The organism is Mycobacterium sp. E3251 (genome assembly GCF_001666835.1).
In the GTDB taxonomy this organism is placed as follows: Bacteria; Actinomycetota; Actinomycetes; order Mycobacteriales; family Mycobacteriaceae; genus Mycobacterium.
In genome coordinates, this window is the sequence record NZ_LZJF01000040.1 from 1 (window position 1) to 19,063 (window position 19,063).

At 67.8% G+C, this 19,063-nt stretch carries 18 protein-coding genes; 12 read left to right on the forward strand and 6 right to left on the reverse strand.

Annotated features, from left to right (window positions below; all coding sequences use genetic code 11):
* The 5 genes from A5697_RS05310 to A5697_RS05330 all read left to right on the forward strand — a co-directional run.
* Positions 1–919 (forward strand): thiamine pyrophosphate-dependent enzyme (locus A5697_RS05310; protein ID WP_231971978.1); only part of this gene is annotated, 919 nt, incomplete at its 5' end.
* A 9-nt stretch (positions 920–928) separates the two neighbouring features.
* A complete protein-coding gene (locus A5697_RS05315) occupies positions 929–2,758 on the forward strand; it encodes an FAD-binding oxidoreductase (RefSeq protein WP_067949608.1) in 1,830 nt (609 codons plus the stop codon).
* Between the two features lie 196 nt (positions 2,759–2,954).
* The gene (locus A5697_RS05320; RefSeq protein ID WP_197500921.1) at positions 2,955–3,674 is read left to right on the forward strand and encodes an alpha/beta hydrolase fold domain-containing protein; all 720 of its coding nucleotides are present in this window, start codon (positions 2,955–2,957) and stop codon (positions 3,672–3,674) included.
* Positions 3,671–4,972, forward strand: a complete 1,302-nt coding sequence (locus A5697_RS05325) for a cytochrome P450 (protein ID WP_068008602.1) — start codon at positions 3,671–3,673, stop codon at positions 4,970–4,972. The genes A5697_RS05320 and A5697_RS05325 overlap by 4 nt, the downstream gene beginning before the upstream one ends.
* Positions 4,973–5,128: 156 nt before the next feature.
* On the forward strand, positions 5,129–6,160 hold the full coding sequence (locus tag A5697_RS05330; RefSeq protein ID WP_068008605.1) for an Rv2578c family radical SAM protein: 1,032 nt from the start codon (positions 5,129–5,131) through the stop codon (positions 6,158–6,160).
* A gap of 1 nt (position 6,161) precedes the next feature.
* On the opposite strand, the gene A5697_RS05335 is transcribed toward A5697_RS05330, so the two are convergent.
* Complete coding sequence (locus A5697_RS05335; protein ID WP_082953245.1) at positions 6,162–7,805, reverse strand: metallophosphoesterase family protein; 1,644 nt, start codon at positions 7,803–7,805, stop codon at positions 6,162–6,164.
* A gap of 68 nt (positions 7,806–7,873) precedes the next feature.
* Between A5697_RS05335 and A5697_RS05340 the strand changes: the two genes are divergently transcribed.
* On the forward strand, positions 7,874–8,317 hold the full coding sequence (locus A5697_RS05340) for a hypothetical protein (protein WP_067949613.1): 444 nt from the start codon (positions 7,874–7,876) through the stop codon (positions 8,315–8,317).
* A gap of 15 nt (positions 8,318–8,332) precedes the next feature.
* On the opposite strand, the gene A5697_RS05345 is transcribed toward A5697_RS05340, so the two are convergent.
* The 4 genes from A5697_RS05345 to A5697_RS05360 all read right to left on the reverse strand — a co-directional run bounded on the left by A5697_RS05345 (position 8,333) and on the right by A5697_RS05360 (position 12,400).
* Entirely contained in the window at positions 8,333–9,946 is a 1,614-nt protein-coding gene (locus A5697_RS05345; protein WP_068008608.1) for an MFS transporter, read from the reverse strand.
* 168 nt (positions 9,947–10,114) lie between these two features.
* Positions 10,115–10,990, reverse strand: coding sequence for a neutral zinc metallopeptidase (locus tag A5697_RS05350; RefSeq protein WP_067949615.1), 876 nt, complete (start codon positions 10,988–10,990; stop codon positions 10,115–10,117).
* 9 nt (positions 10,991–10,999) lie between these two features.
* Entirely contained in the window at positions 11,000–11,503 is a 504-nt protein-coding gene (locus A5697_RS05355) for an SRPBCC family protein (RefSeq protein WP_068008610.1), read from the reverse strand.
* 9 nt (positions 11,504–11,512) lie between these two features.
* The gene (locus A5697_RS05360) at positions 11,513–12,400 is read right to left on the reverse strand and encodes an oxidoreductase (protein WP_197500923.1); all 888 of its coding nucleotides are present in this window, start codon (positions 12,398–12,400) and stop codon (positions 11,513–11,515) included.
* Positions 12,401–12,457: 57 nt separating this feature from the next.
* Between A5697_RS05360 and aspS the strand changes: the two genes are divergently transcribed.
* From aspS to A5697_RS05375, 3 genes are read left to right on the forward strand one after another with little or no spacing between them, the layout of a single operon-like run.
* The gene (gene aspS, locus A5697_RS05365; protein WP_156673167.1) at positions 12,458–14,239 is read left to right on the forward strand and encodes an aspartate--tRNA ligase; all 1,782 of its coding nucleotides are present in this window, start codon (positions 12,458–12,460) and stop codon (positions 14,237–14,239) included.
* Entirely contained in the window at positions 14,236–14,667 is a 432-nt protein-coding gene (locus A5697_RS05370; protein ID WP_067949624.1) for a nitroreductase family deazaflavin-dependent oxidoreductase, read from the forward strand. The genes aspS and A5697_RS05370 overlap by 4 nt, the downstream gene beginning before the upstream one ends.
* 4 nt (positions 14,668–14,671) lie before the next feature.
* Positions 14,672–15,739: an aromatic acid exporter family protein gene (locus A5697_RS05375; protein ID WP_068008613.1), complete on the forward strand. Its 1,068-nt coding sequence runs from the start codon at positions 14,672–14,674 to the stop codon at positions 15,737–15,739.
* A 5-nt stretch (positions 15,740–15,744) separates the two neighbouring features.
* Here A5697_RS05375 and A5697_RS05380 read toward each other — a convergent pair whose 3' ends face one another.
* On the reverse strand, positions 15,745–16,134 hold the full coding sequence (locus A5697_RS05380) for an MmcQ/YjbR family DNA-binding protein (RefSeq protein WP_068008616.1): 390 nt from the start codon (positions 16,132–16,134) through the stop codon (positions 15,745–15,747).
* Between the two features lie 89 nt (positions 16,135–16,223).
* Between A5697_RS05380 and A5697_RS05385 the strand changes: the two genes are divergently transcribed.
* From A5697_RS05385 to A5697_RS05395, 3 genes are read left to right on the forward strand one after another with little or no spacing between them, the layout of a single operon-like run.
* On the forward strand, positions 16,224–17,165 hold the full coding sequence (locus tag A5697_RS05385) for a transglutaminase family protein (RefSeq protein ID WP_197500922.1): 942 nt from the start codon (positions 16,224–16,226) through the stop codon (positions 17,163–17,165).
* Positions 17,158–18,213: a putative zinc-binding metallopeptidase gene (locus A5697_RS05390; RefSeq protein WP_068008618.1), complete on the forward strand. Its 1,056-nt coding sequence runs from the start codon at positions 17,158–17,160 to the stop codon at positions 18,211–18,213. Before A5697_RS05385 ends, A5697_RS05390 begins: the two co-directional genes overlap by 8 nt.
* A gap of 14 nt (positions 18,214–18,227) precedes the next feature.
* Positions 18,228–18,896: a DUF6629 family protein gene (locus tag A5697_RS05395; protein ID WP_231971979.1), complete on the forward strand. Its 669-nt coding sequence runs from the start codon at positions 18,228–18,230 to the stop codon at positions 18,894–18,896.
* Positions 18,897–19,063: the final 167 nt, after the last annotated feature.

Sequence of the window (19,063 nt, forward strand, 5' to 3'; positions counted from 1 at the left end):
ATCACCGGTATTCACCGCACCTTTGACCGGTTGGAGCGGGTTCCCGGAAAATCACCGGCTCTATCACGGCGCGCTGCCTCCGGGTGCGGGCTGGATCTCCGGGCTTCTCGCCGGCCACGACCTGATCCTCACGATCGGGACGCCGGTGTTCCGCTATTACCCGTTGGTGCCCGGGCCGTACCTGCCTGAGGGAGCTCGCTTGATCCAGATCACCAACGATCCCGACGAGGCCGCCCGCGCCCCCGTTGGTGACGCGATCGTCGCCGACATTCGCACCGCGGCCCGGGCCTTGGCGGCGGCGGTCAAGCCCACGCAGCGCGCCGCGCCCGCGCCGCGCGCCGCGGTCCCCGAACGGGTGTCGGAGCAGGTGCCGCTCAAGCCGGCGGACCTGTGGACCGCCGTCGGGCACGCCGCACCCGCGGACACCCTGTGGGTCAGCGAAGCGGGCAGCAACGAGATCGTTATGACCGAAAGCATCCGCCCGGGCAATCCGCGATCACATCTGTCGGCCGCCGGTGGCGGGCTCGGCTGGGGGCTGCCGGCGTCGGTCGGCGCTCAAGTCGCGGCTCCTGACCGCCCGGTCGTGTCGTTGATGGGCGACGGCTCCATCCACTACGCGATCACCGCGCTGTGGAGCGCGGCACGCTACAACATCCCGCTCACTATCGTCGTGGCCTCCAATGCCGAGTACGGCGTGGTCAAAGAATTCGGCGTCTGGGAGAAGACCCCGAATGTCCCGGGGCTCGACATTCCCGGACTCGACATCGTGGGAACCGCGGCCAGTTACGGCGTCGACGCCCACGAAGCACACAGCTCCGACGAAGTGTACGAACTGGTCAAAGCCGGCATCGCCGACCGCGACCGTCCCACCCTGATCAACGCCCGCACGACGCCCGTGCCCGCGGGATTCGGCAGCTAGGAGACATTAGTGGATGACACGGTCATTTCGGCGTTCGCCGCGGCGCTTCAGGGCCGCGACGCGGTGGCCGCCGACGAGGCTACCCTGGTTGAACACACCGAAGACTACTGGGGTTTCGGCCAGCAACCCGGTCTGGTGTTGCGCCCGCGCAGTCGCGACGACGTCGTCGCCGCAGTCAAAGTTGCTGCTGAACATCACGTTTCGTTGGTTACCCGGGCCGGCGCATCGAACTGCAGTGCCGGAGTCATGGCCGGCGCGGACCGCGTGGTGATCGATCTGACACAGATGAACCAGATCCTCGACATCAACCCGGCAGCTCGCACGGCTCGAGTCCAGCCCGGTGTCATCAACTTCGATCTGCAGCAGCAGTTAGCCCCGCACAAGCTGGTGTTCTCACCCGACCCGGTATCGGCACATCTGGCGAGCGTCGGCGGCAACATCATCGAAAACGCCGGTGGGCCACACGCTCTCAAGTACGGCGTTACCTACAACCACGTCCTCAGCGTCGAAGCGGTTCTGGCTGATGGCACCGTGATCAACCTCAGCGCGGCCGACGACGGCCCGGATCTGCTCGGTGTGCTGATCGGGTCCGAAGGTACCCTGGCGATCCTCACGGAGGCGACCGTCGCGTTGCGCCCCATCGCGCCGGTCACTCGCAGCCTGATGGGCAGCTTCAACACCGCCCGGGAGGCAGCCGAAACCATCTCTGCGATCATCCGGACCGGGACCGTGCCCGCGGCGGTCGAGTGGCTCGATCGAGCCGGCATCAACGGCCTGCAGCAGTTCACCGACACCGGCTATCCCACCGACGCCGACGCGATCGTGCTCATCGACGTCGACGGGACCGCCGCCGAGGTCGACCGCGACGGCGCGATCGTAGAAAAGGTCCTGCGACAACACGCCACCGAGGTGCGCCGCGCCGACGACGACGAGGCCCGCGCCAAGCTCTGGTACGGGCGCCTCCACGCCCCGGACGCGGTCGTGCACAGCGGCAAAGGCTTCTTCATCGGCGACGTCACCGTCCCACGCCAACACATTCCGGAGATGCAGCAGGCAATCCAGGACGCCGCCAAACGACACTCGGATGCCCTGCTGTTCATCGCCGTGACCGGACATGCCGGAGACGGGGACCTCCACCCGACCACCTTCTACGACAAGGAGAACCCCGACGCGCCCGCGGCTTTGGAGGCCGCCAACAACGAGATCATCGAAGCGGCGTTGAAGCTGGATGGAACGATCACCGGCGAGCACGGGGTCGGTACCGAGAAAATCCAATTCATGACCAAACGCTTCACCCCGGTCGAGATCGCCGCTCAACGCATCCTCAAGCGGGTCTTCGATCCCGCGCACACGTTCAACCCCGGCATCATGCTGCCCGAACCGTCACCGGAAGAACCCCCGCTGCCTGCGTTCGAGGCCGCCGTGCGCGCGGCGCTCGAAGGTCGTCCGAACTCCGCACCCCACGCCGACGGCGACGACACCACGGTAGAGGTCAACACCGGCAACTTGAACCTGGTGGTCGGCGCCGCGGTCACCCTCGGCGACCTGTCGCGCAAACTCCACGAGCAAGGTGTGACCTGCCCGGCCATCCCAACGGAGGGCCTCGACCGCACCGTCGGCGAACTGATCGCCAACGCTACCGGCGATGAACGTCTAGAGGTGCGCCACGGACTGCTCGGTGTCGAGGTTGTCCTGCCCGACGGTGCCGCCGCGGCCCGCTTCGGCGGCCAGAACATGAAAGACGTCGCGGGCTACGACACCAAACGGCTGTTCATCGGCGGCGGAAACGCATTCGGGACGATCACCAGCGCTGTCTTCAAGATCGCAGTCGAACGGTAGGCCGATGTCCTGGCAGATGCATGCCATCGCTACCTACGGGCGACTCGTCCGGCGACCTCGCACCTATGCCAGCGCGCGGAGCGCGCGCGCCTATCTCAATCGGCCCAAGAAAAGCGGCGGACCACCCTCTCGGATAGCGACGTCAGCTCGTTACCATCTGACCAGTGCCACCGTGGGCGGGTTCGATTGCTACACAGTGCAATCGGCGAGCGGTACGCCGATTCCTACCCGCGGTCCGTCGGTGGTCTACGTCCACGGGGGCGCCTACGTCAACCAGATCGCGCCCGCACACTGGAAACTCGTCTGCGCGATCGCCGACGCGACCCGGCGCCCTGTGCACGTCCCCCTCTACGGACTTGCGCCGCAACACCATGCGGACGAAGCGATCGACTTTGTCGGGCAGGTGATCGGCCGAGCCGCGCATGACGGGCCCACCTATGTTGCCGGTGACTCCTCCGGCGCGGGCCTGGCGCTCGCCGCTACCCAGGCCACCATCAGCGCCGGAGCCACCCAGCCGCTCGGGCTCACCCTGATCAGTCCGTGGCTCGACATCGCACTGACCAATCCCGTCATCCCGACCCTCGCCAAGCGCGACCCCTGGCTCGCGGTTCCCGGCCTGCGCGAGTGCGGCCGCGTATGGGCCGGACACCTGCCGGCGGACGACTACCGGGTCAGTCCCATCTTCGGTGGGCTGCACAATCTTCCACCCATCGACCTCTACGTCGGCGACCGCGACATCTTCGTCGCCGACTGCCGCCGGCTGCGGGACAGCATCGGCACCGGCCGCATTGCCTACCACGAGCAGCCCGGGGCGATTCACGTCTACCCGCTGCTGCCCGTTCCGGAAGCCAAGCCCGCACGCCGTGCACTGCTCAGCCACATCGAGGCCGCCCTCGTCAAAAGTGAGCAATTTTGACGAGTCGCACGCTCGCCCTCCCGCGCACCACCACACTGGAGGACCTGCGCTTCACCGCCCTGGTGGCGCTGCCCAATGTGGCCGAGGGCCTCTTCAGCCGCCGACCCGCGGTAACCGCTGCGCTCAACCGAGCCGGTGTCGCCCGCGGCGCACACCGGCTGCTCACCGCGCTGCACCGGCGCTACGGTGACGGACCGATCTGGGTGAAGGTGGGAAGCAAGCCCACGCTGCTCGTCTTCGGCCCGGATCAGATCCGTTTCGTACTCTCCCACGCGCCAGAGCCTTTCGCGTCCGACCCCGAGCCCAAACTCTCCGGAATGAACAAATTCCAGCCGCACGCCCTGACCATCTCACGAGGCGACCATTGGTCCGACCGCCGCCGATTCACCGTGGCTGTCCTGGCGCACGCCGCCGGTGGCGGCGCGGTCGCCCACCGCTGCGACACCGTCGCGGACCAGGAAGCCCGAGCCATGCCCGACAACCTTGACTGGCCGCGGTTTCACAGCGTGATACAGCGAATCGCGCGCCGAATCATTCTCGGCGACAACGCAGCTGACGACCAAAAAATATCGGTACAACTCGTGACGCTGATGACCAAAGCCAACCCGCCCGGCAGGGGAGACCCCGAGCTTTTCGACACCTTCCTGACCGCGCTGAGCCGCTACGTTCAATCCGCGGACGCACACAGCCTGGTGGGGCAATTCGCCGCGGCGCCCGCCTCCGACATCACGTACCCGACCCATCAAGTCATCCACTGGATGTTCGCGATGGGTGACACCCTGGCCATCAATCTCTGGCGTTGTCTAGCGCTGCTGGCCACACACACCGAGATTCTCCTCAACGCGCAGAACGCAATCGACGAACACAGTGCCCACGACTACCTCGTGGGCTGCCTATCCGAGGCGATGCGCCTCTGGCCCAGCACCCCCGTCTTGGCGCGAACCCTCACCGGGCCCACCGAGTGGGACGGCGAGATCGTGCCCGCGGGAACACAAGTCCTGATCGTCAACACCTTCAACCATCGCGACACCAGCCGTTTCCCCGGGGCCGATCAGTTCGATCCCATAGTGTGGACCCAAGGGGCCGCCCAATCGTCGTGGTCATTCAACTTCTTCAGTCACGGGCCGCAAGCATGCCCTGGCGCCGACCTTGCGCTGCGAATCGGTGTCGCGGTATTGACGGCCGTACTCGGCGAGCGCAGCCCGGCGGCGACCGGTGCCTATCCGCACCCACACCGACCGCTGCCACTCATGCTCGACCACTCGCGTTTTGGCATTCGATTGAGACGCCGGCCCTGAGAAACAGGCACCGCGCAGACTCGTCGGCCACGCTCAAAGTCGCGGGGTGCGGCCATCGCCGGCGGTAGCCCCCGCCGCCGCCTCCGACGATCGAGATGCCCGGCCACATCTGCCCACGGTGCTTGACTCCAGATCGAACTAATGTTCGAATAGGCCATGCGCTGGGCGGACCAGGCCATCGCGGTCAACGGACGGCCCGTCGAGGACGGGGCGCTGCCGGGGCTGCAGCGGATCGGTTTTGTCCGCAGCGTGCGGGCCCCGCAGTTCGAGGGGATCACGTTTCACGAGGTGCTCTGCAAGTCCGCGCTCAACAAGGTGCCGGACGCCTCCGCATTGCCCTTCCGGTACACCGTCAACGGCTACCGCGGCTGCTCGCACGCCTGCCGCTATTGCTTTGCCCGGCCGACACACGAATACCTGGACCTCAACTGCGGCAATGACTTTGACAGCCAGGTCATCGTCAAGACCAACGTCGTCGCGGTGCTCCGGCGCGAGCTGCGGCGGCCGTCGTGGCGACGCGAGACCGTCGCGCTGGGCACCAACACCGACCCCTACCAGCGGGCGGAGGGGCGCTACGCGCTGATGCCGGGCATCATCGCCGCCCTCGCCGAATCCGGGACACCGCTGTCGATCCTGACCAAGGGCACGCTGCTGCGCCGCGACCTGCCGTTGATCGCCGCCGCGGCGCAACAGGTTCCGCTCTCGGTCGCGGTGTCGCTGGCGATCGGTGACGCGGACCTGCATCGGGACGTCGAGCCGGGCACGCCCACGCCGCAGGCGCGGCTGGGACTGATCGCCGCGATCCGCGAGGCCGGCCTGGACTGCCATGTGATGGTGGCGCCCGTGCTGCCGCACCTGACCGACTCGCAAGAACACCTCGATCGGCTGCTCGGTCAGATCGCGGCCGCGGGCGCCACCGGTGTGACGGTCTTCGGGCTGCACCTGCGCGGCTCGACCCGCGGTTGGTTCATGTCCTGGCTGGCCCGCTCGCATCCCGAGCTGGTGGGCAGCTATCGCGAGCTCTACCGGCGCGGGGCGTACCTGCCGGCCGACTACCGCGAGATGTTGCGGAAGCGGGCGGCGCCACTGATCGCGAAGTACCGGCTGGGTGGTGAGCATCGCTCGTTCCGCCAACCCGTCGCGCCGATGCAGGCGGAGCCGGAACCCCTTCAGGCGACGCTGTTTTGAACTAGGCCAGCCGGTCGGTGCGCGGCTTGGTCAGGGTGAACTGGTCCACCACCGTCACCGCGCCGAACGGCCCGCTCAGCGCGTAGTGGGTGGCCTTGATCGAGGTGTTGCCGCCGGGGTTACCGGGGTCCACGTCGAATGCCGCGAAGCCGTAGGGATTGTCCCGGTCGCGGAATGCGGACCATGGCGCGTCCTCGACGACGTAGATCGGTGCCTTGCGCCCGAGCCCCGGGTCGAACGCGCCGACACCGGTCAGCACGCGGCAGCGCGGCTCGGGGAAGAAGAACCCGTTCGTGGGGGCGGAAGTGCCGCCGCCGCCGATGACGAGGTGCACCGTTCCCTTGGTGGAGTCGATGACGTCGTCGCGGGTGGTCACGGGTATCGGCGTTCGGGTGTCGCTCGGCAGCGTGCCGCGCAATGGGTGCGACCGCTCGTAGTGGTGTTCGTGCCCGCACACCACCAGGTCGACCTGGTGCTCGTCGAACAGCGGGAGCCATTCCTCGCGGATCCCCAGGTCGGCACCGTTGGCCTTGTCGGCGGTGGAGATCGCCGTCTGGTGCATGCACACGACGATCCAGTCGATTTCGGGATCGCGCCGCGCCGTGGCGAGTTCGTTTGCCAGCCAACGCTTCTGCTCGCCACCCGAGTAGCCGTGCACGTAGAAATTGCCGCCGTCCTGAAACGCCACGTCGTCGTTGTTCAGGCTGATCACCCGCACCGAGCCGGCCGTGAACGAATACCACAGGCCGCGGGTCTCGGGACTGGAGCCGGAATCGGGGACCGCGAAGTACGTCTGATACGCGCCGTAACCGATTGGGCCGTTGCCCAATTCGTTCTCGTGGTTGCCCGCCGCCGGCATCCAGGGCCGGTAGCGCGCCGACCGCGTGTTGTTGTCGAACCAGGCCGACCAGGTGCGGATACGGTCTTGTGCGAGGTTGGCATAGCACAGATCGCCGTTGACGAGGTTGAACAGCGGCGCCATCCGCTCTACCGCCAGCGTGGTGTCGGCGGATGCGGGCGATCCGATGTTGTCGGTGCCGTATGTGCCGTCCGGCAGTCTCTCCAGCGTCGGCGTGGACTGATCGCCGAAGCTGGTGAAGCGAAAGGGTTTTCGGCCCGACGGGGCGGTCCGGATGGTGCCCATCTCGGGCTCCGCGCCGTCGTGCACCGCCGCGTACACGTAGTCGGTGTCCGGGGTGAGGTTTGTCAGGCGGGCGTGGTTCACGCGAACCTCGGTGTTGGACTTGGCGTCCCGATAGGTGCGGGTTTCGGCCGCCACCGTGTGCCCGAGGCCCGACGTGGGCGTGCCGAACATGACGCGCGGATTCCGGACCGCGTCCACGGTGTGCCAGGACACCACTACCTCGGAGCCGGCATGCCGGCCGAATTGCAGGTGCAGTCCCGTCACCGGTGGGCCGCCGTTGCGGCTCGGCTGATACCAGACGGCGGGCGCGCTGGTGTGGGACCACAACATGGCGGCCCCGCCGCCCGCACCCGCACCGAGGGCGGCCGAGACTGCGCTGGTGGTCAACAGCCTGCGGCGGCTGATGCCGGGGGCGGGTTCCCTTCCGCCAGGGTGTGCGGGATCGTCGGCCACTCCTGCTTCATACCCGAGGGCGGTGAACGCCGCGGAACGGGCGCCCATGCGGCTCGAGCAAATCCCGCGGCCCTTTCCAGGCGTAGCCCCGTAACGAATTGGGTAGCGTTTTCGATATGACGAACGTGCGAATAGTGACCACGGGGGTCGCGGTGGCGACGTTTGCGGCAGCCGCAGCGCTGGCCGTCACGCCCGCGACCTCATCTGCGGACCCGGCCGGCCACCAGGTGACCTACACCATCACCGCCACCGGCAATCTCACCGGCAACGTCCGCTACATGAACACCGATCCGCCCAGCCAGGCCGCCTTCAATGCCAACTCGTCGCAGTACTTGAACAGCGTGCAGACGGCGTTCACCGCGGGGCAGCCGCTGGTGTACAACACGACGCTGGCCGACCCGAATCAATGGGCGTTCGTGAACGCGAGCGGCGGGTGCCACTGGCCGGACTGCGATTCGTCGAACACGCCGCAGATTCAATGCCAGATCGCGGTCGACGGCCAGGTCGTGGTGACGCAGAGCGCCACCACCGGCGTCACCTGCTCTACGCGGCCCTGGTGAACCGGTAGAAGCCGCTCATCGGTGCACCCGCAACGCGAGGTAATACTCGTGCCGCCGGGTGTTGTCGACGGTGTAGCTGACCGCCTTCGTCACCCCGTCGTGGTCGGACTCCAGCCAGCGTTCGGTGTGTTGCCGGCTGAATTCGGTCCACGACGGCACGGTGAACCTCTCGAGGACCGTGTCGGGATGTTCCAGGCTGTGGTACAGCCCCCAGCTATGGCCTCCCGTTCGCAACCGTGAGCGCCGGACCGCGCTCATCGCCTCGACGAAGTCCTGCAGGGTGTCCGTCACGACCCGATAGCGGACGGTCACCAGCACCGGTCCGTCGTTCGGGCAGGGTTCGAACACGACCATCGGCGACGGCCAGGCCCGCGAAATGTCGCGGCTGAGCTTCCCGGTTTCCGGCCGCAACCCGAGCGGCACGACGCTGAGGGCGGTGACCCCCAGCAACGCCGCCGACAACGTCAGCGCCACGCCGAGGCCTTCCCGCGTGGCGACCACACCCCAGAGATACGAGCCGACCGCCTGCGAGCCCGTGAAGACCAGCAGGTACATGGCCAACCCGCGGGCCCGAACCCAGCGCGGCAAATGCAGCTGCGCCGCGGCGTTCAACGTCGTCAACGTGATCAGCCAGGTCATCCCCGACAACACCAGGAAGGGCGCCGCCGCGGCGAACGGCAGCCAGACCACCGCGAGAGTGGCGGCGCCGTACGCGGCCGCGCACCCCGCCAGCAGCGTGTTGGGCGGCACCTTCTGGCGCAACGGTGCGGGGACCGCGACGGCGAGCACCGCGCCACAACCGATGGCGCCCAGCGCCATACCGTAGCCACTGGCCCGCAGGTGCCAGGTGTCGGCGGCGGCCACCGGCAACAGGGCCAGCAGTGCCGAGGCGGGGAAGACGAAAAGGGCTGCGCGCAGCAGGATCCTGCGAAAGATCGGGCCGTTGGCGGCGTACGCCAGTCCGGTGAGGATCGCCTGGCCCAGGTGTTCTCGTTCGACGGGCGCGATCTGTTTGGGCCGTCGCCACGCCGCCAGGGCGATGATGATGCCCACGAACGAGATCGCATTGATCGCGAAGACCGCTGCCGGCCCGGTCAGCGCGAGGACGACGCCGCCGATGGCGGGTCCGACCACGCGGGCGACGTTGACCGAGACGCTGGCCAAAGTCGCGGCGGCCGTGATCTGCTCGCGCGGAACGACCTCGGGCTGAATCGCCTGCCAGGCCGGCGCGGTCAGTGCGGAGGCGACGCCGATGGCCAAGGTGAACAGCAGCAGCTCCGTCGGGGTGAGCCGGCCGAAGTAGGTCAGTCCCGCCAGCACCAGCGCCACCAACACCGCATACGACTGCAGGGCCATCAGCAGCCGCCGCTGGTCGAACACGTCGGCCAGCGCGCCGGCGAACAATCCCAACAGGAGCGTCGGCCCCAGACTCGCGGTCTGGACCAGTGCCACGACGGTGGCGCTGCTGTGCCCTTCGACCAGAAACCATTGCGCCGCCACGCTTTGCATCCAGGTGCCGACGTTGGAGACGAACTGAGCGATGAACAGGGCGCGGAAAACCTGATTACGCAAGGGCGTCCAGACCGACACATCCGCAATGTCGGTGCGCTCCTGCGTCAGATCCGACATGCGAGCCTTTCGCGTCGTGCGGCGGGGTAGAAGTCTAAGACACCCGCCCGACGCGCGCATGGCGGATCGGCAGCACCGCCGGGTTCGGGGTCTGGTCGCCGGCCCCCGCGCGCCGCTACTGCCGCTCGACGAGGAAGGCCGCGCCGAGCCGAAGCAGCTACTAGCTGACTAACCCAAACTCGGGGCGGAGAAGGTGTCGCACTGCTTCGGGTCGCCCGTCTGGTAGCCGACGGTGAACCAATGCTGCCGCTGCTCCGAGGATCCGTGCGTCCACGACTCGGGATTGACCCGGCCGGTCGCTTCCTTCTGGATGCGGTCGTCGCCCACCGACGCCGCGGCCGAGAGCGCGTCTTGGATGTCCTGGTCGCTCAAGGGCTGCAGGTAGGGGACGCCGGTGCTCTCCTGCTTGACCGTCGACGCGTAGTGCGCCCAGATGCCCGCGTAGCAGTCCGCCTGTAATTCCGTGCGGACGCCGTTGCCGCCGGCGCCCTTGGCCCCTTGCTGGGAGCGACCCAGGACGCCCTGCAGTTGCTGCACGTGGTGGCCGTATTCGTGGGCGACCACGTACTCCTGCGCGAACGGCCCTCCGCTGGAACCGAATTTGTCGACGAGTTCCTGGAAGAAGTCGGTGTCGAAGTAGGCGGTCTGGTCCACCGGGCAGTAGAACGGCCCCACCGCGGTGGTGGCCGGTCCGCAGCCGGTGTCGACCGAACCGGTGAACAGCCGCACATGCGGCCGGGTGTAGCGCGGCATCAGCTGGTGCCACACCGCGTCCACCGAGTTACCGGTGGCGACCACGCGGCACTGCACGTACTTGTTGGCGTCGGCCCCCGTCTTGCACTGGCTCAGGTCGAACCCGGGCGCCGAGTAGCCGCTGGTGTTCCCCTGCTGGTTCAGCACGCGGCCCGGGTCGACGCCCAACAGCAACGCGCCGATGAGGATGAGCAGGCCCAGGCCGCCGCCCCCGATCGCCATGCCCATCCCGCCTCCACCCGAGGAGGACGCGGTGCTGGTGTCGATCTGCATACCCTCGTTGAAGGACATGGCAGGCTCCTAATGTTGTTGGGTCGCGGAGTACCGGACGTCGGTGTAGCTGCGCAGGTTGCGCAGGAAGCGGCGAAGGCCCAGATTGAGCAGCGGCCCCACCACGTACATCGCCAGCCTGGCCGGGCCCGCGGGCTTTTGCGCCATGGTCCACGTCAACCGGCAACCACCCGGGATCACTTCGACCCGGTAGTCTTCGGCGAACGCGGCGACGGCTTGCGTGGAGCATTCGTTGAACCGAAAAGCCATGTGGCTGAACGGTTCCCAGGCCAGGAACTCCTCGTTGCCGACCATCCCTCCGCGCATCTCGACGACGCGGGTGGTGCCGACACCGCGCGGCTCGGGGCTGGTCCAGGTCACCTTGGTGATCACGCTCGCCCAGCGTGGCCACGACTCGGCGTCGGCGAGCACCTCGAACAACTGCTCGGGCGTGATGGCGAGGTCGACGCTGTTGCGGAACACGAAGGGCGCGCTGTCGATGAAGCCCAGGTCGACGCGCTCGCACGGGAACATGAAATTAATCTAGCCGGGGCCGTCGCTCGCCGCGGCCAGCAGCGGCACAAGGACGTCGCTGATCGGCGTCGCCAAGTCATGGGTGCGGGCCTTGCGGATGATCACCCCGTTGCGGATGTCCCATTCCATCCGCCGACGGTTCTCCCGGTCGGCCAGGATCGAGGTGCCCATGTCCTCGGGAGCGTGGCGGAACATGCCGGCCAATTCGTCGACGATGCCGTCGGGCAGCCGGGCGCCCTCGGCCCGGGCTACCGCCAGGCATTCGGCGACGTAGCGGCGCGACAGTTCGGTGACGTCGTCGCGGCGAAACATGCCGGACCGCCGCCCGGACAGAGCCATGAACCCGGCCAGTGCGTTGGTGAGCAGCTTGCGCCAGGCCGCGGTGATGAAGTCGGGGTCGCACTCGACCCGGCAGCCGGCGCCGCGCAGCAGCTCGGCGAGCGTCTGGGCCGACGGCCCACTGGGCAGCACCAGGGCGGCTTCGGTGCGCAGCCGGACCCAGCCCTCGGGCTGGGTCTCGGCCGAATACCAGACGATCCCGGGGACCACCGGTGACGACGGGCAATGCGGCTGCACCTGCTCGACCTGCTCCACGCCGTTCTGCAGCACGGCGACGATGGTGTGTGGGCCGCAGAGGCGGGCGAGCCATCCGGCGGCGGCGTCGTTTTGGGTGGCCTTGACCGCCAGCACCACCACGTCGACGGTGGCGGTGACCTGGTCGGGATCGGTGCACACCGGGCCGGGCACCATGATCGGATCGGCGTCGTCGGGCCGCAATTCGATGCGGGCGCGGGCCGTGCGGCCGCACACCTGCACCGCGTGCCCGGCCTTGTGCAGCAGCGCGGCGATCGTCGTGCCGACGGCGCCGGGTCCGACTAGTGCGATGGTGGTGGCAATAGGTCCGAAAGTACCTCCTCTAGACTGGTCACTCGTCCCAAGCCCGCCGAAAAAGGAGTGTTTGTGCTGCGCAGCCACGCCGCCGGTTCGCTGAGAAGCAGCGACGCCGGGCAGCAGGTGACGCTCGCGGGCTGGGTGGCTCGCCGCCGCGACCACGGCGGGGTCATCTTCATCGACCTGCGTGACGCTTCCGGTATCGCGCAGGTGGTGTTCCGCAATGCCGAGGTGTTGGCCCAGGCGCACCGGTTGCGCGCCGAGTTCTGCGTCGCGGTGACCGGTGTCGTCGAGATCCGCCCGGAAGGCAACGCCAATCCCGAGATCGCCACCGGCGACATCGAGGTCAACGTCGACTCCCTGACCGTGCTCGGCGACAGCGCGCCGCTGCCCTTCCAGCTCGACGAGCCCGCCGGCGAGGAGCTGCGGCTGAAGTACCGCTACCTCGACCTGCGCCGCGACGGCCCCGCCGCGGCACTTCGCCTGCGCTCCAACGTGAATGCCGCAGCCCGTGCGGTGCTGGCCGGTCACGACTTTGTCGAGATCGAGACGCCGACCATCACCCGCTCGACGCCTGAAGGCGCGCGCGACTTCCTGGTGCCGGCCCGGCTGCACCCGGGCTCGTTCTACGCCCTGCCGCAGAGCCCGCAGCTGTTCAAGCAATTGCTGATGGTGGCCGGGATGGAGCGCTACTACCAGATCGCCCGCTGCTACCGCGACGAGGATTTCCGCGCCGACCGCCAGCCCGAGTTCACCCAGCTCGACATGGAGATGAGCTTCGTCGACGCCGAGGACATCATCGCGATCTCCGAGGAGATCCTGACCGCGTTGTGGGCGTTGATCGGATACCAGGTCCCAACGCCGATCCCGCGGATCACCTATGCGGAAGCGATGCGACGGTTCGGGTCCGACAAGCCGGACATGCGGTTCGGGCTGGAGCTCGTCGAGTGCACGGAGTTCTTCTCCGACACCACATTTCGTGTTTTCCAGGCACCGTACGTCGGTGCGGTGGTGATGCCCGGAGGGGCGTCGCAGCCGCGGCGCACGCTGGACGGCTGGCAGGAGTGGGCCAAGCAGCGCGGGCACCGCGGGCTGGCCTACGTGCTGGTCGGTGACGACGGCACGCTCGCCGGCCCGGTCGCCAAGAATCTCAGCGACACCGAACGGGAGGGGTTGGCCGCGCACGTCGGGGCGAAACCAGGGGACTGCATCTTCTTCTCGGCCGGGCCGCCGAAGTCGTCGCGCGCCCTGTTGGGCGCCGCGCGCGGGGAGATCGCCAGCCGGCTCGACATGATCGACCCGGACGCGTGGGCGTTCGTCTGGGTGGTGGACCCGCCGCTGTTCGAGCCCGCCGACGAGGCGACCGCCGCCGGGGACGTGGCCGTCGGCTCCGGCGCGTGGACCGCGGTGCATCACGCCTTCACCTCGCCCAAGCCCGAGTTCTCCGACGTGGTCGACACCGACCCCGGCAGCGTGCTGGCCGACGCCTACGACATCGTCTGCAACGGCAACGAGATCGGCGGCGGCTCGATCCGTATTCACCGCCGCGACATCCAGGAGCGGGTGTTCGCCGTGATGGGCCTGGACCAGGCCGAGGCGGAAGAGAAGTTCGGATTCCTGTTGGAGGCGTTCACCTTTGGCGCGCCGCCACACGGCGGGATCGCCTTCGGCTGGGACCGCATCAACGCATTGCTGTCCCGGGTGGACTCGATCCGCGAGGTGATCGCGTTCCCGAAGACCGGCGGCGGCGTCGATCCGCTCACCGATGCGCCCGCGCCGATCACCGCCCAGCAGCGCAGGGAGTCCGGAATAGACGCCAAGCCCGAAAAGGTTGACCGGGCATGACTGAAATGCCTGACACCGAAACGATCAACGCGTTCAACAAGAGCATCATCGACGAATTCCGGACCAACGACGGCAAAGTGGGCGGCCAGTTCGAGAACGCCAACCTGCTCCTGCTGCACACGACCGGCGCCAAGTCCGGGCAGACCCGGGTTTCGCCGTTGGCATACTTCGACATCGACGGCAAGCTGATCATCATCGGATCTTTCGCCGGCTCCCCGGTCAGCCCCGCGTGGGTGCACAACCTGCGGGCCAACCCGCAGGCCCGCGTCGAGGTCGGCACCGAGGAGTTTGCCGTCACGGCCCGCGAGCTTTCGACCGCCGAACGCGAGGACGTCTTGCCGACAATCACCGCCGCGGCGCCGGTGTTCGCCGAGTACCAGTCCAAGACCAGCCGGGTCATTCCGTTGTTCGAGTTGCAGCGCACCTAGGCCCGTGGGCACCTCGCGGCGGACGACGGCTCCCGCGGCTCTCGCCGCCGCCCGCGCGGGCCTGAAACGGCTGCGGGTGGTGTGGTTCAACCTGGTGCAGACCGCGTTTGCCGCGGGCCTGTCCTGGTATCTCGCGCACGATGTCCTGGGGCACCCGCAGCCGTTTTTCGCGCCGATCGCCGCCGCGGTGTCGTTGTCGACGAGCAACGTCCTCCGCGCGCAACGCGCCATCCAGATGATGGTCGGGGTAACCCTGGGGATCGGCGTCGGCTCGGTGGTGCAGGGCGTGCTGGGGCCCGGGGCGGTGCCCATCGCGGTCGCCGCGCTCGTCGCGCTGGGCGCCGCGGTGTTCATCGGGGGCGGCTTCATCGGGCACGGCATGATGTTCGCCAACCAGACCGTGGTGTCGGCGATCCTGGTGCTGGCCCTCTACCGCGGCGGTGTCGGCCTGGAACGCATCTTCGACGCGCTGATCGGCGGTGCGGTGGCCATCGTTTTCGCGGTCCTGCTGTTCCCCGCCGACCCGCTGCAGCTGCTGCGCACCGCGCGCGTCGGCGTGCTGAGCGTGCTGCACGACGTCTTGTCGCGAACCGCGGACATCGCCGTCGGGCGCAAGGCACCCCCTCCCGACTGGCCGTTGACGGCGGTCGACCGAGTGCAGGAGCAGCTCAGCGGGCTGCTCGAGGCGCGCACCACCGCCCGCCACGTCGTCACCATCGCCCCGCGACGCTGGGGCCTGCGGGACACCGTCCAGGCCGCCGACCATCAGGCCGTACACGTGGCCCTGCTGGCCGGTTCGGTGCTGCAACTCGCCCGCGCCGTCGCCAACAATGCCGACGGCTTCCGTGACGGGCTTCCGAGCTCCGTGCACACGGTGGTGGTGGTGCTGGGGGCCGGAACCGCTCTCGCGGACCGCGATCCCGCCGGCGCATGCGCGTACGCCGCCTCCGCGCGTCATCACGCTTCGGAATTGCAGTCAGCCGCGCGCGAGAAGACGCAGTTGATCCTGGCCGACGTCGTCAGCGCCTGCGTCGACGATCTGCAACGGGTCATCGACCTTCGGCACGTGTGACCGAGTCAGCGCGAGTCGGCCAGGAACTCCTGGACCAGCTTCCTCGGGGCCTGCGTCAACCACGCCTCGGTGATCAGATCCTCGAGGTCGCGGACCGCGATCGCGGCGAGCTTGACCAGCACCACCGGGTAGCCGTCGAAATGCGGGGTGGTGAAATACACGCCCGGCTCGTCGGCGATCAACCCGAACTTGACCCCCTCGTCGGACACCCGCACGCCGAGGACGTCGCCGTCGGGCGATTCCAGGCCTTCGCGGGCCAGCGCCTCGCGTTCGGACGGACGCAATGGCCGCTCCCAGGCCAGCAACTTCTTGCCGACCCGCCACTCATGCGGTGACGGCTCCGAGGTCAGTGCCAGCTCACGAACGATGCGGGCGACGTCGTACCACGTGGCCACATCTCGATTGTGCTCTCGGTTTCGCCCGCGTGCCGCCGTATTGGCAAACGGTTTCGCGCCGGGGACGGCGCGCAACGGCCCGGTGTGATGTGATCAGCGTTGTGCCTGAAGCTGACGCCGCGGTCGCCCGCCGGCACCGAGTCACCCACCGCACCGAGTACCGGTACTCCGACGTCGTGACCAGTTCATATGGCCGCGGCTTTCTCACCCCGCGGGATTCGATGCGGCAGCGGTGCATCGTGCACGAGCTGACCATCGATCCCGCGCCCGCCGACGTCTCCACAAGCAGCGACGTCTACGGCAACATCAGCTCGTACTTCCACGTCACGGAGCCGCACCACACCCTGACCGTCACCAGCGACTCCATCGTGGACGTGTATCCGCCGCCTCCCGGGCGCTACACCAGCGGCCCGGCGGTGCAACCGTGGGAGGCGGCCCGCCCGACGGGGGGCAGGGGAGCGCTCGCCGCGGAGTTCACCCTGGACCTGAACCCGCCCGAGATCACCGACGAGGTCCGCGAATACGCGGCGCCCAGCTTCGCTCCGGGGCGGCCGCTGGTCGACGTGCTGCGCGACCTCGCGTCGCGGATTTTCGCCGACTTCACCTACCGCTCGGGGTCGACGACGATTTCCACCGGTGTCAATGAGGTTCTGGCGGCCCGGGAAGGGGTATGTCAGGACTTTGCACGGCTGGCGATCGCCTGCCTGCGCGCCAACGGTCTTGCGGCCAGCTACGTGTCCGGCTACCTGGCCACCGACCCGCCACCGGGGAAGGATCGAATGATCGGTATTGACGCCACCCACGCCTGGGCGGGCGTGTGGACACCGCAGGAGCCCGGCCAGTTCGAATGGCTGGGTTTGGACCCCACGAACGACCAGCTGGTCGACGAGCGTTACATCATCGTCGGACGGGGCCGCGACTACGCCGACGTGCCGCCGCTGCGGGGAATCATCTACACCGATTCCGAGCACAGCGTGATCGACGTTGCCGTCGACGTGGTGCCCTTCGAAGGGGATGTGCTCCATGCGTGACTTCAACTGCCCCAACTGCGGCCAGCGTCTGACGTTCGAGAACTCCACCTGCCTGAATTGCGGTAGCGCGCTGGGGTTCTCGCTCGAGCAGATGGCTCTGCTGGTGATCGCCGAGGAGAACGCCGGCGAGCACGCCGGTTTCGTGGACGCCGCCGAGTATCAGCTGTGCGCCAACCTGCAGCTGGCCGAATGCAATTGGCTGGTGCCGGTCAACAATCCCCGGCTGCTGTGCGCGTCCTGCGCGCTGACCACCATGCGGCCCAACGACGCCGACACCGCCGGCTTGGCCGAATTCGCCCGGGCAGAGGCGGCCAAACGGCGGCTGATCGCCGAGTTGCACGAGTTGAAGCTGCCGATCATCGGGCGCGATCAAGATTCCGAGCAGGGACTGGCCTTCCATCTGCTGTCCAGCGCGCGCGAGAAGGTGATGACCGGGCACGACAACGGCGTCATCACGCTGGATCTGGCCGAGGGCGACGACGTGCACCGCGAGCAGCTGCGGGTGGAGATGGAGGAGCCGTATCGCACCCTGCTGGGACACTTCCGCCACGAGATCGGGCACTATTACTTCTACCGGCTGATCGCCCCGTCCAGCGATTACCTGGCGCGGTTCAACGAGCTGTTCGGTGATCCCGACGCCGACTACCAAGAGGCGCTGGACCGCCATTACAGCGAGGGGCCGCCCGAGGACTGGCAGGAAGACTTCGTGTCGTCGTACGCCACCATGCATCCCGCCGAGGACTGGGCCGAGACGTTCGCCCACTACCTGCACATCCGCGACACGCTGGACACCTCGGCATGGTGCGGCTTTGCGTCGGCATCGGCCACTTTCGACCGGCCTGCGTTGGGGCCCAGCGCTTTTCAGACGATCATCGACATGTGGCTGCCGCTGTCCTGGTCGCTGAACATGGTGAACCGGTCGATGGGTCACGACGACCTGTACCCGTTCGTGCTGCCCGTCGCGGTGCTGGAGAAGATGAAGTTCATCTACACCGTGATCGACGAGGTGACCTCCGAGTCGCGGGGGCCCGCCGCCATCGCGGGTTAGCCATGTGCTTTTCGATGACGGCGGATCTGGTGGTGGGTACCGCCCTTTTGCCGGTCGCGGTTGCGACCCTGCGGGAGGTGAAGCACTGGCGTGAGGTGCCTTTCGCCTCGCTGCCCGCGGTGTTCTCGGTCCACCAGTTCCTCGAGGCGGCGGTGTGGCCCAATCGGTTTGCCTCGGCCGAGATGGCCAACTTTGCGATGCACGCCTATGTGTTCATCGCGCTGCCGGTGCTCCCTTTACTGGTCCCGTTGGCGATCCTGATGCTTGAACCGCGCGGCGCCCGGCTGCGGGTGGCGCCCTTCGTGGTGCTCGGTGCGGTGGTGTCGGCCTACCTCGCGTTCGTCGTCCTCACCAAACCGGTCGGGGTGATGAGGTGCCCGCACGTGCTGGAATATCAAACCGCCTCCCGCGAAAGCTACCCGTGGGCGGTGCTCTACATCATCGCCGTCATCGGGCCGGCCCTGATGTCGGGATATCGCTCCATCGTGGTGTTCGGTTTCGCAAACCTGGTGGGGCTAGTCCTGGTTGCGGTGCTATACCTAGAGGCGTTCGCGTCGCTCTGGTGCATCTACGCCGCCGTGCTGTCGGTCCTGGCGCTGGTGCACATGCGGCGGCGTCGCCGGCTGCCCGATCCGCACCGCTATCACGGGGTCGACGTGGACCGCACGACGTCGGACGTGTGACCCGGCTTCCTCTCTAGCCATCCGACATCTGTAATCCCTTGTGTCACTTTGGCTTCAGTGGTCACATGGTGGCCGTTTTTGTCGGTGGGTGTTCGTAGGGTTTGCGGTATGGGTGTCAGTGGTCGTGAGGAGATCGTCGAGGTGTTCGACGCGCTCGACGACGACGT

Bases quoted from the DNA above. Each gene is read 5' to 3' on its own strand.
- A5697_RS05340 (WP_067949613.1), top strand. From the start codon at position 7,874: ATGACGAACGTGCGAATAGTGACCACGGGGGTCGCGGTGGCGACGTTT.
- A5697_RS05390 (WP_068008618.1), top strand. From the start codon at position 17,158: ATGCGTGACTTCAACTGCCCCAACTGCGGCCAGCGTCTGACGTTCGAG.
- A5697_RS05345 (WP_068008608.1), bottom strand. From the start codon at position 9,946: ATGTCGGATCTGACGCAGGAGCGCACCGACATTGCGGATGTGTCGGTC.
- A5697_RS05335 (WP_082953245.1), bottom strand. From the start codon at position 7,805: ATGGGCGCCCGTTCCGCGGCGTTCACCGCCCTCGGGTATGAAGCAGGA.
- A5697_RS05370 (WP_067949624.1), top strand. From the start codon at position 14,236: ATGACTGAAATGCCTGACACCGAAACGATCAACGCGTTCAACAAGAGC.
- A5697_RS05330 (WP_068008605.1), top strand. From the start codon at position 5,129: ATGCGCTGGGCGGACCAGGCCATCGCGGTCAACGGACGGCCCGTCGAG.
- A5697_RS05395 (WP_231971979.1), top strand. From the start codon at position 18,228: ATGACGGCGGATCTGGTGGTGGGTACCGCCCTTTTGCCGGTCGCGGTT.
- A5697_RS05350 (WP_067949615.1), bottom strand. From the start codon at position 10,990: ATGTCCTTCAACGAGGGTATGCAGATCGACACCAGCACCGCGTCCTCC.
- A5697_RS05355 (WP_068008610.1), bottom strand. From the start codon at position 11,503: ATGTTCCCGTGCGAGCGCGTCGACCTGGGCTTCATCGACAGCGCGCCC.